The organism is Streptomyces sp. NPDC030021, from assembly GCF_055574035.1.
The window spans coordinates 1-13,651 of the sequence record NZ_JBVIAH010000036.1; the positions used below are offsets into that span (position 1 = coordinate 1).

General features: G+C 69.7%; 16 protein-coding genes. 8 read left to right on the forward strand and 8 right to left on the reverse strand.

Annotation, left to right across the window (positions count from 1 at the left end; all coding sequences use genetic code 11):
* Window positions 1-248: 248 nt before the first annotated feature.
* Window positions 249-902 carry a helix-turn-helix domain-containing protein gene (locus ACZ4YL_RS39395; RefSeq protein WP_468123150.1) on the reverse strand — a complete coding sequence of 218 codons (654 nt, stop codon included), beginning with the start codon at window positions 900-902 and terminating at the stop codon, window positions 249-251.
* Window positions 903-1,180: 278 nt separating this feature from the next.
* On the opposite strand from ACZ4YL_RS39395, the gene ACZ4YL_RS39400 reads away from it, so the two are divergent.
* Together ACZ4YL_RS39400 and ACZ4YL_RS39405 are read left to right on the forward strand one after the other, a co-directional pair.
* The gene (locus tag ACZ4YL_RS39400) at window positions 1,181-2,035 is read left to right on the forward strand and encodes a hypothetical protein (RefSeq protein ID WP_468123152.1); all 855 of its coding nucleotides are present in this window, start codon (window positions 1,181-1,183) and stop codon (window positions 2,033-2,035) included.
* The gene (locus ACZ4YL_RS39405) at window positions 2,032-2,370 is read left to right on the forward strand and encodes a hypothetical protein (protein ID WP_468123154.1); all 339 of its coding nucleotides are present in this window, start codon (window positions 2,032-2,034) and stop codon (window positions 2,368-2,370) included. Before ACZ4YL_RS39400 ends, ACZ4YL_RS39405 begins: the two co-directional genes overlap by 4 nt.
* 108 nt (window positions 2,371-2,478) lie before the next feature.
* On the opposite strand, the gene ACZ4YL_RS39410 is transcribed toward ACZ4YL_RS39405, so the two are convergent.
* On the reverse strand, window positions 2,479-3,075 hold the full coding sequence (locus ACZ4YL_RS39410) for a hypothetical protein (RefSeq protein ID WP_468123156.1): 597 nt from the start codon (window positions 3,073-3,075) through the stop codon (window positions 2,479-2,481).
* Entirely contained in the window at window positions 3,075-4,631 is a 1,557-nt protein-coding gene (locus ACZ4YL_RS39415) for a helix-turn-helix domain-containing protein (RefSeq protein WP_468123158.1), read from the reverse strand. Before ACZ4YL_RS39415 ends, ACZ4YL_RS39410 begins: the two co-directional genes overlap by 1 nt.
* Before the next feature lie 357 nt (window positions 4,632-4,988).
* Here ACZ4YL_RS39415 and mauJ point away from each other — a divergent pair, with 357 nt between their 5' ends.
* Together mauJ and ACZ4YL_RS39425 are read left to right on the forward strand one after the other, a co-directional pair.
* Window positions 4,989-5,879 carry a methylamine utilization protein MauJ gene (gene mauJ, locus ACZ4YL_RS39420; RefSeq protein WP_468123159.1) on the forward strand — a complete coding sequence of 297 codons (891 nt, stop codon included), beginning with the start codon at window positions 4,989-4,991 and terminating at the stop codon, window positions 5,877-5,879.
* Window positions 5,880-6,176: 297 nt separating this feature from the next.
* Complete coding sequence (locus tag ACZ4YL_RS39425; RefSeq protein ID WP_468123161.1) at window positions 6,177-7,067, forward strand: DUF4365 domain-containing protein; 891 nt, start codon at window positions 6,177-6,179, stop codon at window positions 7,065-7,067.
* 21 nt (window positions 7,068-7,088) lie between these two features.
* Here ACZ4YL_RS39425 and ACZ4YL_RS39430 read toward each other — a convergent pair whose 3' ends face one another.
* The 3 genes from ACZ4YL_RS39430 to ACZ4YL_RS39440 form a co-directional block, all read right to left on the reverse strand.
* Window positions 7,089-8,489 (reverse strand): hypothetical protein, encoded by a 1,401-nt coding sequence (locus ACZ4YL_RS39430; protein WP_468123163.1) that lies wholly within the window; start codon window positions 8,487-8,489, stop codon window positions 7,089-7,091.
* Between the two features lie 238 nt (window positions 8,490-8,727).
* Window positions 8,728-8,925, reverse strand: coding sequence for a hypothetical protein (locus tag ACZ4YL_RS39435; protein WP_468123165.1), 198 nt, complete (start codon window positions 8,923-8,925; stop codon window positions 8,728-8,730).
* Between the two features lie 134 nt (window positions 8,926-9,059).
* Window positions 9,060-10,085 (reverse strand): ATP-dependent DNA ligase, encoded by a 1,026-nt coding sequence (locus tag ACZ4YL_RS39440; protein WP_468123167.1) that lies wholly within the window; start codon window positions 10,083-10,085, stop codon window positions 9,060-9,062.
* A gap of 151 nt (window positions 10,086-10,236) precedes the next feature.
* Here ACZ4YL_RS39440 and ACZ4YL_RS39445 point away from each other — a divergent pair, with 151 nt between their 5' ends.
* The 4 genes from ACZ4YL_RS39445 to ACZ4YL_RS39460 all read left to right on the forward strand — a co-directional run bounded on the left by ACZ4YL_RS39445 (window position 10,237) and on the right by ACZ4YL_RS39460 (window position 12,067).
* The gene (locus tag ACZ4YL_RS39445; protein WP_468123168.1) at window positions 10,237-10,791 is read left to right on the forward strand and encodes a hypothetical protein; all 555 of its coding nucleotides are present in this window, start codon (window positions 10,237-10,239) and stop codon (window positions 10,789-10,791) included.
* A 50-nt stretch (window positions 10,792-10,841) separates the two neighbouring features.
* Window positions 10,842-11,099, forward strand: coding sequence for a hypothetical protein (locus ACZ4YL_RS39450; RefSeq protein ID WP_390802682.1), 258 nt, complete (start codon window positions 10,842-10,844; stop codon window positions 11,097-11,099).
* A gap of 167 nt (window positions 11,100-11,266) precedes the next feature.
* Window positions 11,267-11,599: a DUF6233 domain-containing protein gene (locus tag ACZ4YL_RS39455; RefSeq protein WP_327267190.1), complete on the forward strand. Its 333-nt coding sequence runs from the start codon at window positions 11,267-11,269 to the stop codon at window positions 11,597-11,599.
* Window positions 11,600-11,875: 276 nt separating this feature from the next.
* Window positions 11,876-12,067 (forward strand): hypothetical protein, encoded by a 192-nt coding sequence (locus tag ACZ4YL_RS39460; protein ID WP_468123169.1) that lies wholly within the window; start codon window positions 11,876-11,878, stop codon window positions 12,065-12,067.
* A gap of 142 nt (window positions 12,068-12,209) precedes the next feature.
* Here the strand turns inward: ACZ4YL_RS39460 and ACZ4YL_RS39465 are convergent, their stop codons facing one another.
* Together ACZ4YL_RS39465 and ACZ4YL_RS39470 are read right to left on the reverse strand one after the other, a co-directional pair.
* Entirely contained in the window at window positions 12,210-12,740 is a 531-nt protein-coding gene (locus ACZ4YL_RS39465; protein ID WP_468123170.1) for a hypothetical protein, read from the reverse strand.
* A 97-nt stretch (window positions 12,741-12,837) separates the two neighbouring features.
* The gene (locus tag ACZ4YL_RS39470; RefSeq protein ID WP_468123172.1) at window positions 12,838-13,650 is read right to left on the reverse strand and encodes a hypothetical protein; all 813 of its coding nucleotides are present in this window, start codon (window positions 13,648-13,650) and stop codon (window positions 12,838-12,840) included.
* Window position 13,651 lies beyond the last annotated feature (1 nt).

Here is a 13,651-nt window from a genome sequence, read left to right on the forward strand (position 1 = left end):
ATCAGCCCCCGCCGAATACCAAAAATGCACGCCACCTGAACCGTCATCACAAACGATGCCTACACACGGCTGTGCCCCCGGCCTGTTGGGCGGGGGCACAGTTGTAGACAGCGGGAAAAATCAGGCTCCGATAGCGACAGAAGAAACGTATACGGAGTTCCGGGGAGCGGGAATAAGGTCACGTCCGCACAACGAAGGAGTGCGGGCGGGCAATGGCCGTGGGGGCCCGGTGTCGGTTTCTGCACGGTTCATGAGCTGGTGTCCTTCGCCGTGACCCGGTCGCGGGCCAGCCAGGCCAGCCGATAGGCAAGAACAGCAATCTGAAGAAGTGCGGCCGTGGAAGGGAGTTCTACCGGCTGTGCGCGGGACCCCACGTAGTGGTAATGCACCGTGTTCGCGACCGTCCTGGCTCCGGCGGGTAGCAACCCGTCCTGTTCGGCCCGGCCGTAGGTTGCCACGATGTTCGACGACCAGTCGCCCGGGGCGTCACCGTAGTACGCGTTCGAGATCTGCAACGCGCCCACGCGCAAGACCTCCCAGCTCTGGTGCAAGGTCTGCTCCGGGGCTGTCACGGCCACGGCGCACGCTTCTTCGAGCGTCCGCCCGATGACCAGGTCGGGGATGTTGGTGCGTACCGAGGTGAGCCAGTCGGCCACGGGGGCGGCCGCGGCGGGCCGGCCCTTCGCCATTGCCCATTGCTCGCGGACCTCGTCTTTGTCTGCATGGAGCGCTTCGGCGAGCTTCTCGACCAGTGGCCAGGTGGGGAGGCGGCGTCCGGCGAAGGCCTCGCTGATGGTGCTCTTGCCGTAGCCGGTCCGTGTCGACAGCTGGCGCACCGAGGGCGCTCCGGCCTTGGTGTGCAGCTGTTTGAGGTGGTGCGCGAAGTCCTCAACGACGGTCAACAGGGCCTCCGGTGGTGCGGCTTGGACCCGTTCATCGTAGGAGGCTTCTGACCTGCTGTCCGGCGCTGTCCGGTGTCTGTCCGGACATTGCCGCAACGGGTCCGGAGCCCTGTCCGGACACCTTCCGGACACGATTTCGTGTGACTGCCCGCCCTCAATCTTGAAAAGTCGGGCGGGAGTTAGAGAAATCAGCGGGTGCTCTGCATAAGGAGGGCGACCGACGTTAGGACCAGCATCCAGCGTGGACAGTTGCGCGGGGCGGACATACAGGGAAGAGCATGCGTAAGAGTCAGATAGGGGTCCCGGGCACCCAGAACCCGGGCCGCACCGGCCGCACGCGGGAGCTGCCGAGCCACATCCAGGAGGACGTGGACCGCGTCGCCGACGTGGTCGCGGCGGGCTTCCGAAGCCTGGCGTGGCATCAGATGGCGCGGGAGCTGTACCAGTACGCCTTCAGGACGCTGAACGCGGCGATGCGCAGGACCGACCAGCTGATGGAGCTGGTGGCGAAGTCGAACACGCCGCTGGAGCTGAGCGACGAGGACCGGTCGACGCTGCACCGCAACTCCGGGGACCGGGCGGTGATCGCCCTCATGACCATCAACGTGGCCATGGAGGAGTTCCCGAAGGTGCTGATGAGGGGTGGGTACAACCCCGCGGACAACCCGGGCAAGGGCGGCAAGTTCAAGGCGCTGAAGTCGTTCTTCGTCACCCGCTGCGGACTCGTCTTCCCCCGGATCTTCGACAACTGGAAGAAGGAGCGGACGGACCTCTTCCTGCGGCACGCCAAGGTGCACATGGAGGGCTGGCGCCTGGCCCAGGCCCTCGGCCAGTACGACCTCGGGCAGGCTCCCCCGGACATCGTCGCGCTGTGCGACACCGTCACGGGCATGATCGACGCCCTCAGGCCCCGCAACCGGGCCGTGTGGCACATGACCATCGAGGGTTACTCCCCCGGGCAGATAGCCGACGCCCTCGAGATCAAGCTCGGCGACGTCAACAACGCGCTGTACACCTTCCGCACCAAGGTCAAGACGCTGAGGCAGCGGGGCGAGCTGGTCGTCCCGCCCTCGCTCGAGGTCGAGTGGGCGCGGCGTCGTGAGCTGGACGCTCGCATGGCGGTGGCCCGATGACGACTCCGATGCAGCAGCCGGGGGCCTCCCCCGCGCCGAGGTCGCAGAGCGCCGCCCGTAAGGCGGTCGTCATGCTGAGCGCGGGCGCCGCCATCACCGCGCTCGCCCTTGTGGGCGCTCCGTGGTGGGCCGTGGCCGTCGTCGCCGCTCTCGGCATCGTGATGCCGGGCGTGATCCTTCTGGCCCAGGTCGTGCTGCCCGAGGACTCCGAGCACAAGAGGGATCTGTTGATGGCTGCGCTGCGGTACCTGGACCGGCGCGCCATGCGCAAGGTCCAGCAGGGCGAAGCGGCTGCTCTCAAGAAGGGACAGAGCCGCGGCCGGCGCCGGGGATAGGAATGGCGCTGCGGCGTCCGTCGGGCTCGGCCCGCGCCCTGGGGGAGGGGGCGCGGGCCGAGCCCGTTTCGCAGACACTGCGCCCCGGCACGGAAACAGCCGAGGGGGTCAGGCTCCGATGCCGACGGAGGAGACGTAGGCGTAGGCGGCGTAGTCGGAGTCGAGGTCGGTGATGACGTCGTCCCAGATCTCGTCCACCATCGCCTCGTCCCGCGCGGCCCATGCGTGGACGAGGTCGGTCCAGATGTACCGGACGGTGATAGACCGGTCGCTCAGGGGGCGGCTGAACTTGGAGTCGACCTGGCTTTGGTCGACGGGGTAGATCTCCATGCGGCGGCCCTGGCCGTTGTTGTCGAGGTGGCGGGCCAGCCAGCCGGAGCGAATCAGGTTCTCGCGCCGGCGCTCCCAGTACGCGGCGTCGATCCGCTCCCGGCTCGCCGGAGAGGGGTTGGCCTTGCCACGCGTCCAGGAGCGCAGCGTACGGGCCGTGACGCCCTGTTCGGCCAGTGCCGCGCGGCCGGCCGGGCTGTCCAGGTAGCGCAGGCGGGCGGCGAGGCCACGGTGGGAGGTGACGGGCGAGGCGATGCCGGAGGAGTGGACGATCCGGTTGAGCTCCAGGATCAGGGCTTCTCCGCCTTTCATGCCGCGGGCGTCGTGCTTGCGCCAGTCGCCCCAGCGGGCCCACAGGTCCTCGGATCCGGCCATCAGCGCTTACCCCCAAGAATGTAGGTGTTCTTTTCCTTCACCTGATTCAGGTCCCGGCCCTCGGAGAACACCGAACGCCAGTCACCCACGACGTGCAGTTCATCCGTTCCGGAAATCTCCACGACCTGAAGCCCCGCCTTGTGGGCCTTATTTGCCTTCATCCACAGATTCGCGAACGCTTTCGCGCGGATGATGTGCATCCAGTCCGGCCGGCGGAGTTCACGGTTCGCGGTCGATTCGCCCACCGTGGATACCAATTTAGAATACATGGCTTTCACGTAGTTCACGGTCAGTTCGTCGCCTTCGGCAATTGCGGTTTTCCGCGTTTCCGCCAGCGCGCGGCGCAGTTTCTCCAGCAGGCCCTCGGTCGCTCCGGAGACGAGCGAGCGGTGAATGGTCGGGGCGTCGGCGAGGCCCTCGCGGGCGCAGTCGAGGAGGAGGCGGAGGGTGGATTCGCTGACCCACAACTCCCCCGGCTCCATGCGGTTGCCCAACGGGTTGGGCAGATCTGCGTGTTCCCACTCCGCCGGGGTGACGAGGTGGACGCCGGACTTCTTCGGGTCGTGAACACCGCTGGTGTCCTCGCGGAGCTGACCGATCGGCAGCCAGCACTTGAGGGCGGACAGGTAGGCGGCGTTCATGTCCAGGGCCGTGACATCGAACTGCGCGCCGGCCTTCGCCGCCGCCATGGCCGAGGCGTTGCGCCACTTCGGGCGGCCTTCCCAGATCTCGTCCGCGCCCTTCTGGGACCGCTTCCGCAGGATCTCCGCGGTCGGCGGGAACTCGGAGTGCTCGTACCGGCCACCGACCCGGGACGCCTTCAACAGCGCCATCACGTCCGGGATCGCCGCCTTGATCAGTGCGGCCTGCGCGGCGTCGACGTCGCCGGAGTGCTCGGCGAAGACATCGTGGACGCGGCCGGTGATCTGGCCGATCAGGTCGTCCGAGGCGTACGCACGCGGGCTCCGCGGCCTCGCCGGGGCCGGGGCCTCCGGCGCCGGCTCCGCAGGCGCAGCAGGCGGCTGCTCGGGCTGGGGCGGCAGCACGGTCGGAGCCTCCGCCGGGGGCGCCGAGGCAGCAGCAGGGGCGGCAGCGGGGACGGGGTTCGCGGCGGCGACGGCGGCCGCGCATTCCTCGGCACTGAAGTGCTGCGGGAACCCGTCGATCTCGCCCGTGCACGGCTGCCCGCACAGCACACACAACCCCACCGGCGCCGCCACGGCGGCCACAACGGGCTCCACCGGGAACAGGGCGGCGGGAGCCGGCTGTGCGACGGCCGTGGGTGCGACGACATCGGAGGGCCGCAAGCCCGGGATCGCGCCGTGGAGCACGCCGACCGCGTGCGTGGGGCCGGCGAGCAGGTCGAGGACGTGCAGACCGAAGTGCTTGGCGAGCAGGTCGACGTCCTCCAGCGACCAGTGCTGACGCCCCGCCTGTTTACGCGAGACCTGCGCCTGGGACAGGCCGAGCCCTTCCGCGAGGTTGTTCTGGCGCTCACCGGTGCGCGTCATCAGCGCTGCAACCGTGAGCCTGAGGAGTTCCTCAACACCCATCATGATGCAAGTATAGCTCATTCAATACTAATCCCGCATACGGCATGCCTAAATCGACTCACACTGTGGGTGGGGGTGGGAGTGCGCCCGGCCTGCGGGTCGGTGAGCCAGGAGGCCCTGCGCAGCCCGGGCGCTATCGGGGGCCACGGGTCTCCGGTGCGTTCCGGACGTTGTACTGCGTGACCCGTTCGGCGACGTCGGAACAGTCCGCCGGCGGAAAGACGACGTCGGGCATGGGTCGGAGCGCCTCGGTGGCTTTGGCGGTGACTGGTGACTCCACCCGGAAGGCGAGTCCCCTGGCCTGACCCTCCGCGACGGCAGACGGATCCGCGCGGGCGGACCGGGCCTACCATCGGTGCCGTGATCAACTGGGAACGTGCCACATTCGGTATACGCGCTGTAGGCCTGAGCATCGGTGAAGGCTTCACGGCAGACGACCGGTGGGCCATCGTCGAAGACCCCTACGAGCACCTGTTCATGCCCATCCCCCTGTCGGCGGAGGGCCAGTACGAGCGGAACACCGAACACGCCTCCCTGGCACAGACCCTGTTCTTCGCGGACTGCCTCGCGTTCGATCACGACTGCCCCACCACCGTCCTCCCGTACAGGAGCGACACCCCGCCGCCGTATGAGGCGATCGGGCATCGGAGACCGTGGCAGGACCCCGGCCGCTACTACCGCGAGGTCCTCGAATCCGCCATCGAGCACGCGCACACGCTCCGCTACACCGGCACCGGCAGCCTCACCTTGCGATACGCGGTCGAGGGCGACCCCCTCACCCGGTTCGAGGACCGGTTCGAAGGCCGCCAGGAAGCCCTGTCCCTCTACACCGCGGCGATCCGGCAGGTTGACTTTCTCTCCGAGTACCTCGGCCTCTACCGGGTCCTCGAATGGCCGGGCAAGGACAACGGGAAGAAGTTCACCAAGGCCAACCTGGATGAACTCCACGACTACAACTTCGGATCCCTCCTGATGGTCGATCTGGACCCCCCGCTGGGAGAGTCGCGGTACCAGACCGAGGAGCCGATCGATGTGTTCGACACCCTCCGAGAACGGGCACTCGGACGGATCGAAGCGCTCCGGACAGCAGACATCGACGTCCCAGCACACCTCTACGCCCTCCGCAACGGACTGGCCCACGGGAAGCAAGACCTGATCCTTAATGACCTCGGCCCCAGCGTGGACGCGGTGGCCGCCGACCTGCCAGTGGTCAAGCTCCTCGCACGCATGGCCGTGGAAAAGGGGCGGTGACCCGGACCGGCCTCGCGGGCAACGTCCCGCCGGCACGGCCTGATACCGGCAGGCAGGGGTGGAGTCAGAACTCGCCTTCCGGGTGGAGTCACCAGTCACCGTCAAAGCCAGCAACCCGACGCCGCACGCGGCCCCCTGAGCGCCCTTCAGGTGTCCCGCGAGGAAGGGGCTGCGAGGTCCTGCGGGGTGCTCAGGGGGCGTACAGCGGCTAGAACGGGGCAGCTATAAGAGCTTCTCGCAGGAGGCTGGCTACTACGGTGTGCACCGCCTCCCATTCCTACGACACCGGGCGGGACCTTGCCGAACAGACCAGTTCAGCACCGAATTGCCTCGCTAGCCGTCGCCGCAGTACGACGGGAATGGAATCGTGGCGGCCACGCTGTGGACGAAATCCAGGAGGACTATGGCGAGGACTTGCTAGTCCAGATATGCCTAAACGGTCGCATGGACCCGGCCAGAATCTGGGTGCAAGTCAAAGGCACGGAAAGGGACACCGCAAAGAGGCTGCCAACTGTCCCGGTAGCGTCTAACCAGGTTCTTCGGTGGGCGCGGACCGCCGATCTGGTGGTGGTCGTACTTTGGGACGTCAACACGGAAAGCGGTTGGTTCATCCTGCCTCAGGAGCAGTTCGACCAAGCAGACTTGGCGTCGGGCGTGGGCGGCAGCAAGTTGAACCTGAAATTCTCACGGGACGGGAAATTCGATCAAGATTCGGTTGAACGCCTCGCATGGGCCGCACGAATTGAGCATGCAAACAGATCTGTTGTCTACGCTCGCGCGGGCCTTACCGAAGCAGTAGAAATGGACCTAGAATCCAATAAGCATTTCTACAAGGGAATTATTGCCTCAACGGTCTTTGATTTCGCCGTGTCGGCCAAGATGCTCACACCTGCCGGCCGCCTATCTGAGGAATTTATCCTGCTGGTCTGGGAACACTTCAAGAACGAAGACCCAACCGTCATAGAGGAAGCCACAGGCCGAGCCATGATGCTCGCAGTCTTCGAAATGATCGACCGTCATTGTGCAGGGAGTGGTACACCTCTCGGAATCGTGAAGGAAACTTGCGGAGGGCTCTATCCGCTCCTTTTCACTCCCGAGTTGCTAGCCACCCTCGCCGAGGGAGTCGAGAAGTACTATCCGAAGGGTCGGCAGGCGAGGGGTGGCTTCATTTGGCCTGAGGGTGGCTGAACCCCGAGTCGGCGGTGAAACTCACGTCCCGTTCCGTGAATCACGTGCCCGGGACAGGTAGGTGCAGCGGATCCCGCCCCCGGGGTGCCACTCCAACACCGGCCCCACGGCGTCGCCGTGCTCCTGGCACCAGGTGATGGGGACCACGCCGCCGCAGTCGTGGCGCTTGCACACGCACCCCTCACCCGGGCCGACATGGGCGACACCGTGACGGACCAGCCCGCCTCGCGCCCCTGAGGCGGTGGTGCCGCGCAGGCCGGCCGGCCAGGCCAGCGTGAGGCGCAGGCCTCCCGAGCCCGACCGGAACCGGTCGATCACGCGTGCCTCGCCGAGGACGGCCAGGGGCGGGGTCCCGGGCGCGGCCAGGTGCTTGACGGTCAGTCCGAACGTGCCGGCGGACAGGGCCGCGAGGGTGTCGGCGTCTTCGTCGGTGGACCAGCCGGACAGGCGGTCCTCGTCTGCGGCGTCGTCAGCCAGGAGCAGGTGTGGGTCCTCCAGTAGGAACCGGCGCGTCCCGCCGCCTGCTCCGGCGACGACCAGGGCGGCGGACGGTGCTTCCGTGGGGACGGCGATCTTGCCGTGGTCCAGGAGCCAGGCGACGGCCGCGGCCCGGTCGAACTCCGGGCTCGCCTCCGTACCGCCCACCGGCGCCGGGAAGTCGGGGTTTCGGCGGCGCCAGTTCGCCGCCGCGGCCCGGCCCACCCCGGCGATCTGCCCCACCTCCGCCAGCAGCACCCGGTCCTCGCCCGGGACGAGCGGGGTGAGGGCGGCGAGCGGAGAGCGGCGGCCGGTCCGGGCGGTGGCCACGGCCTGCCAGTCCACCAGCGGACGGACGATGGGGAGCAGGGCGACGTCCTGGGCGGAGTAGAGCGGAATCGTGGTCCACCCGCCGTGGGACTTGTAGTCGACGTCCACCGTGCCGATCGGGGAGAGGAACCCGAGCCGCACCGCGGCGTCAAAGTCGGTGCGGCGGACGCCGAGCCGGCGGGCGGCCTGGTCGGGGCCGAGGGGGACGTGCCGGTCGAGCAGGGCGGGCAGGTCCCGGCGGCGCGCCAGCGTGTTGACCTGGTCCGGGTGGACGTCGGGGAACTCGACCTCACCGCCGAGGTAGACGAGGAGCCCGGCACGGACCAGGTGACCGACCGCAGACGCCGTCACGCGCGGCCGGCACCGCGGCAGCGGCACCCCGAGCGCCTCCGTCAGCCGGTCCGCCGCCCACCCCGCCCCCACCGGACCCCGCAGCGCAGCGCGGACCGCTTCCGGGTCGGCGGCCTCCACCACCGCACGCGACCACCGACCCGGCGCGACGTCGCCGGCCGGGACCAGACCCGAACCAGTCGCCCACCGCCACGCCGCGACCGGCACCCGCAGCCGGCCCGCCGCCTGACCCTCGTCGAACACCTCACGCACCGAACGCACCACGAAACCGCACCCCAATCCACACACCGAGGCGGCCCGACGACCGGGCCGCGCCCGAAACATGCCGAAAGATCCTGTTTGCTGTCAATAGGCATGATTTAAGGGCGAGTTGAAGGCGCACCGCACAAGTCGCCTACGCGTACGCGAGGGCGAAAATCACCCCTGCGGGGGGGTGCGGACGGGCTCCGGACAGACGGGAGCGGGGGCCACCATCGCGGCCCCCGCTCCTCCCTCGGACGGCCTACAGGTAGTCGGTCCGCTCCGTGCCGTAGGTGCCCTCGTACGGGCCGTGCAGGCGGGTTTCCGTCAGACGGACCCGCACCATGCGTCCCCCGGGCAGCGGCACGGAGACCACGGTGCCCGGGGGCTCGGAACTGGGGAACGGCTTCGTGTATCCGTCGACGTCTGCGGGGGTGTACCAGCGGGTGATCTTCTTCATGAACCTGTGTCCTTCCGCGGCCAGGACCCCATCGGCCCTGCCTCACCCCTTTGGAGCGCTCACCGCCAGGAACACAGCACCCCTCTTCAAAGTCATCCGAAATTTGCCGTTACGCGAAGGATGTTCGGGGGGGGTCAGCCGGCTGCTGCGGTCGGGTCCGCCCCGAAGCGCGGAACGTCCTGCGTGGTCACGTCCAGGCGCAGCCGTTGGAATCGGAGCGGGTGGCGATAGACGCCGCCATGGTCGATGGCGCGGTCGGCGCTGACCTCGGCGACCAGGGTGGGGTGGACGAGGGTGGTGTCGAGGACGTCGCGGCTCCCCCACGTCGCGGAGAAGCGCACGCCCTCCCATGGGTGCCCGGGCGCGGCCGCGGTGAGGTGCTCGGCGACCTGCCGGGCGGCGTCCGGGCGCAGCGGTACGGTGCGGCCGACCGCGCGCAGCCGACCGTCGGCATCGTGGCGGCCGAGGACGAGGAGCTGCGGGCGGGTCAGGGTGCCGGTGATCGCGCCGACGATCGTCTCTGTGGTGTCCCGCCTTCTGATCTTGGTCCAGCCGCGATATCCGGTCAGATAGCGGCTGTTCAGGGGCTTGATCAGGATCCCCTCCACTCCGGACACGTCCGTCCAGGACTCCAGCCATTCCCGCGCCTTGGACAGGTCCGTCGTCATCGGGCAGAGCGTCCACGGGGCGCTCAGGGCGTGCTCGGAGAACAGTCCTTCCAGCAGTGCGCGCCGCTCGGCGTACGGACGCCTCAAAAGCTCCTGGCCGTCCTGCTGCAAGAGGTCGAAGGCGACGAAGTAGGCCGGCCACCGGGCGGCCAGGCCGGCGGCGCGGGCGCGGGTCGCGGCCCGGCGCTGCAACGCCTCGAAAGACAACCGGCCGGCCTCGGTGTCCCAGACGACCAGTTCGCCATCGAGGACCAGGCCGTGCGGCAACTGCGCCTCGGCGGCCGCCACCAGGTCCGGCCACCGGTCCTGTACCAGCGCCCCGCGGCGGGTCTGCACCAGGACCGTGCCGCCGGGGCCGGCTGCGGTGAACAGCAGTGCCCGGTGACCGTCCAGCTTCTGCTCGTACGCCACCCCCGCCCGCAGTGCCGCCGGGCCCGGCACGGCTTCCGCGGCCTGTGCCAGCATCGGCTCGACCGGCGGTCTGAGCGTCACGGGGCCTCCCTCGCGGCTTGCCTGCCCCTCTTCCAGGGTCCGCCAGACCAGCCGGAGGCGGCTCTGCAGGACGGCCGTCGCATCATCCATCCGAGGGGCGCAGCGGGCCCGTCGGAGGCGCCCTGCGGGGCTTGTGCGGCACGGTGGCGGCATGCGTCGCTGGTCCCTGCCTCTGCTCCTTGTCGCGCTGCTCGCGGCCCCGGGATGCGTCACCGTCCACCCCGCCCCCACCCGGCCCGCCGGGGCCTCGCCCGTCGCGGTAGCGGAGGACCACAAGCACCCCGTCGACCCCCGGCCCGCACGACCGGACACAGGGGCGGGCCTCCCCCTCTCCCCCCTGCCCGAGTCTGCGGCCGCGCCTTCGACCGGCGCCGTTCCCGAGGCCGGCCGTACTCCCGCGCCGGCCCGTCCCGCGCCCGCGGCCAGCGAGGCGTCCGCCGAGACTCGGCCCGCCCGGCGGGCTCCCGACCGCAGGGCCGAAGGCTCGGTACGGCCGCGCCGGACGCCCCCGCCCCGGCCCGCCGTGCGCCCCGCCGCCAAGCCCAAGCCCAGGAAGGCGAAGGGGCCGAGCCGTACGCCCGCACCGCCCCGTCCGGTACGCGCCCCTTGGACGGGGGCCGGGGACATGACGGAGCTGTGCCGCGCCGCGCACGGCGTCACCAGCCCTGCCGTGGCCGCGCTCTGCCACCAGACCTACGGCCGATGACCGGAGCGTGGTGTTCGCGCAGTAAATCGAACACGTGTTTCACTGGGGGTGTGCGACCACCGTTCCGCTTCTCCGAGGACCTGATCACGCTCCAAAGGGCGTGGCAGCAGACGTACGCCGAGCTCGCGCAGGCCCCCGCCGGGGCCGGTACGACCGTGCTGCGGCGCCGGCTGATCGCCCTCTCCGGAACCCTGTGCACCCATCCCTACTGGGCGGCCCCCACCGCCTGGCGGGCCGGCGGCGTCGAGCTGCGGCGCGCCGCCCGCACCCATACCTCCGCTCCGGCGGACGGGGAGGCAGCAGCATGAACGAGCAGACCACCACCAAGCCCCGCCCACAGGTCGTCACCTGGGCGCCCAGCCAGACCGGCCCCTGTGCCCGGTGCCACGCTCCGACGTGCCGGTACGGGGTGGGTGCCAGCCCCTTGTGCGAGGCGTGTAAGGCCGCGCGGCGGGCGCAGTACGGGAGCTGAACCGTGTCCGTCCTGCCGCCCGACCTGCCTCGTCTGCGGACGCTGGTCACCTACTTGCGCGGCGAACTCGGCCGGGCCGAACAGGCCCTTGCCACGGCCGAGGAGCGCGAGGCCCTCGCCTCGTCGCGACGGCCGCCGCCCGAGCTGCCCGCGTGGCTGGTCGAGCGCGGGATCGGAGGCGGCCGGCTTCCAGCCCGCGTGCACACCGGAGGCTGCTGGGACACCGGCAACCGCTGCGCCCCCGCCGCCGCAGATCAGATACGGCGGCTGCTGGCCGAGGGCGTGCCCGCATGTATCCACTGCCGGCCCGACACCGCCCTTGGAGTGCTGGAGTGACCAGCACCGGCAGGTGCGGGAATACGCCCTGACCTGCGGTTGGGTCGTCTATCCGCCCGCCGCCCAGGGCGAGCGCCGCGTCCGCTGCGACGGGGAGATTCTCGCCGCGCCCTCGGTCCCGCCATTACCGATCACTTCAGCAGGCGGGGCAGAAGCTCGCCTGGACCGCGGCGACGACGATGTCTGTCCGAGGGCTGATAGGGCCCTGCCCCTTTGACCGTGCACCCCCACGGTCACACCATGGATACAGGGGACCGAGAAGATCAGGTGAACGTCATGGCTGAAGACAAGATCTACCAGGAGCTTCGCGCCATTCACCAAGAGGTGCACCGGATACACGAAGAGAACGAGCAGGCTCGGCGCGAGGAGAAGGAACGGCAAGAGCGCATCGAGCGAAGCCAAAGGACCGGAGGGCAAGGCACGCGCGCATCCGAACGTGCGCAGAACGCCATTAAGGACTTCCTTTAGATCCAGGGCACGATGTAGACGCTCGACGCACTCGCCCGCCCCGGCACGACGGCGTGCAACGTGTGCGACGCCGCCGAGGCGCTGCTGCCGATCCTCGCCCACGGCCAGGACGGCGTGCCCGCCCCCGGCGGCTGATCACAGGTCAGACGGTCGGAGACCCGGTGTAGTCGTGGCGTTGGTAGCCCCGCCCGTCGCCGTGCCAGTCCAGGAACAGCACCGAGTCCCCCAGCGCTCCGCGGCCGGCCCGGTGGCTGATCGTCGGCGTTCGATAGTGGCCGTCATAGTTCGCGTTGGACGTGCTGTCCTCCAGCCGCTCCTCGAGCCCAGGGAAATCGCGCTCGACCACCACGGGGTCGGTGCCCTCCCGCGATTGCTTGATCTGCAACCGCAGCTTGGCCCCGTCGAAGATCGTCGGGTCGTCCACCTCGCGGAACGCCGGGCCGTCCCACTTCACCTCGGCGTACGCGTACACGGTGCCCCCTGACCGGGCCGCACACGTCCGTACCGTCACCTTCCAGTTGTCCGGCCACGGCCCGTCATAGCCGCTGTCGTCAATGTCCTTCGTGCTGCTGGCGCACTTGTAGGCCGGGGCCGCCGTGGCGGTGGGAGCGGCTGGCGCCGCCACCGCCACCACGGCCACCGCGGCCACCGCCGCGCGCTTGATGGTGCTCATGCCCGGTCAATGCCGGGACCGCGGAAGCGACACGGCCCCGCCCCGAAACCGCCTCGGACGAGCGACCCCGGCGCCCGGGCGTCGATCGCACGTCCGGTCAGCCGGAAGCGGGTACCGCGCCGGTCCAGGCGAGTACGTCGTCGCGGCGGTAGTCCTCGCCGAGAATGGCCAGCATGTCCGCCAGCCGGCCCGCGAGGTCGGCAGCTGCCTTCGGGGATTCCTTGCGGAGCAGGTGCCAGCAGGCATGCGCGTTGCGGGCTGTACGGATCGTGTCGGCCTCGGGGCGGTACCGGGCGGCCTGGCAGCGCAGGGCGGTCGTGATGAGCAGCTCCGTGGTCCCGTGCCAGTCGGTGCGCTGGCAGAGGGTGAGCCAGGCCCGGGCAGTGAGCACGGTGACGGTGGCGGCGTCCTCGCCGAACCAGCCGGCCAGGGCGGTCTCCAGCTTGTAGGCGAGGGCGACCGCGGTGGGCAGGTCCCCTTCCGCGTGCGCGGCCCACACGGCCGCCCACATCTCCCGGTACGCGTCGGATTCGAGGAGCGCGGGCAGGACGGCCGGGGCCGGGGGAGCCGTGGCGACAGCAGGGGTCGGGGGCGCTGGTGGTGCGGGGCGTTCCCTCACGGTGGCGGGTGCTGCGGGGTGCTCGGCGACGTCGACAACGGTCCCGTCCGGGCAAACGATCATGTTCCAGGGGGTGGGGCAGGCCGGCTCAACGGCGCGGGCGCGCACGGGTCGCCCCGCCAGGGCTGCCCGAACACGCAGCTCAGACAGCCCGCCTGCACGCAGTGCCTCGATGTCGGAGCCGGTGGCGATCTCCTCTCCGTCCAGGGTGAGGGCGAGCCCGTGTTCCTCGTCGGATCGGATCATCAGCGCGTACAGCGGTGTCGCGGGGACGGTGCTCGATTTCCGCATC

What these genes read in the sequence shown, in the direction of transcription:
- ACZ4YL_RS39400 (WP_468123152.1), top strand. Translation starts at nt 1,181, where the DNA reads ATGCGTAAGAGTCAGATAGGGGTCCCGGGCACCCAGAACCCGGGCCGC.
- ACZ4YL_RS39405 (WP_468123154.1), top strand. Translation starts at nt 2,032, where the DNA reads ATGACGACTCCGATGCAGCAGCCGGGGGCCTCCCCCGCGCCGAGGTCG.
- ACZ4YL_RS39410 (WP_468123156.1), bottom strand. Translation starts at nt 3,075, where the DNA reads ATGGCCGGATCCGAGGACCTGTGGGCCCGCTGGGGCGACTGGCGCAAG.
- ACZ4YL_RS39415 (WP_468123158.1), bottom strand. Translation starts at nt 4,631, where the DNA reads ATGATGGGTGTTGAGGAACTCCTCAGGCTCACGGTTGCAGCGCTGATG.
- ACZ4YL_RS39435 (WP_468123165.1), bottom strand. Translation starts at nt 8,925, where the DNA reads ATGAAGAAGATCACCCGCTGGTACACCCCCGCAGACGTCGACGGATAC.
- ACZ4YL_RS39445 (WP_468123168.1), top strand. Translation starts at nt 10,237, where the DNA reads ATGCGTCGCTGGTCCCTGCCTCTGCTCCTTGTCGCGCTGCTCGCGGCC.
- ACZ4YL_RS39460 (WP_468123169.1), top strand. Translation starts at nt 11,876, where the DNA reads ATGGCTGAAGACAAGATCTACCAGGAGCTTCGCGCCATTCACCAAGAG.
- ACZ4YL_RS39465 (WP_468123170.1), bottom strand. Translation starts at nt 12,740, where the DNA reads ATGAGCACCATCAAGCGCGCGGCGGTGGCCGCGGTGGCCGTGGTGGCG.
- ACZ4YL_RS39470 (WP_468123172.1), bottom strand. Translation starts at nt 13,650, where the DNA reads ATGCGGAAATCGAGCACCGTCCCCGCGACACCGCTGTACGCGCTGATG.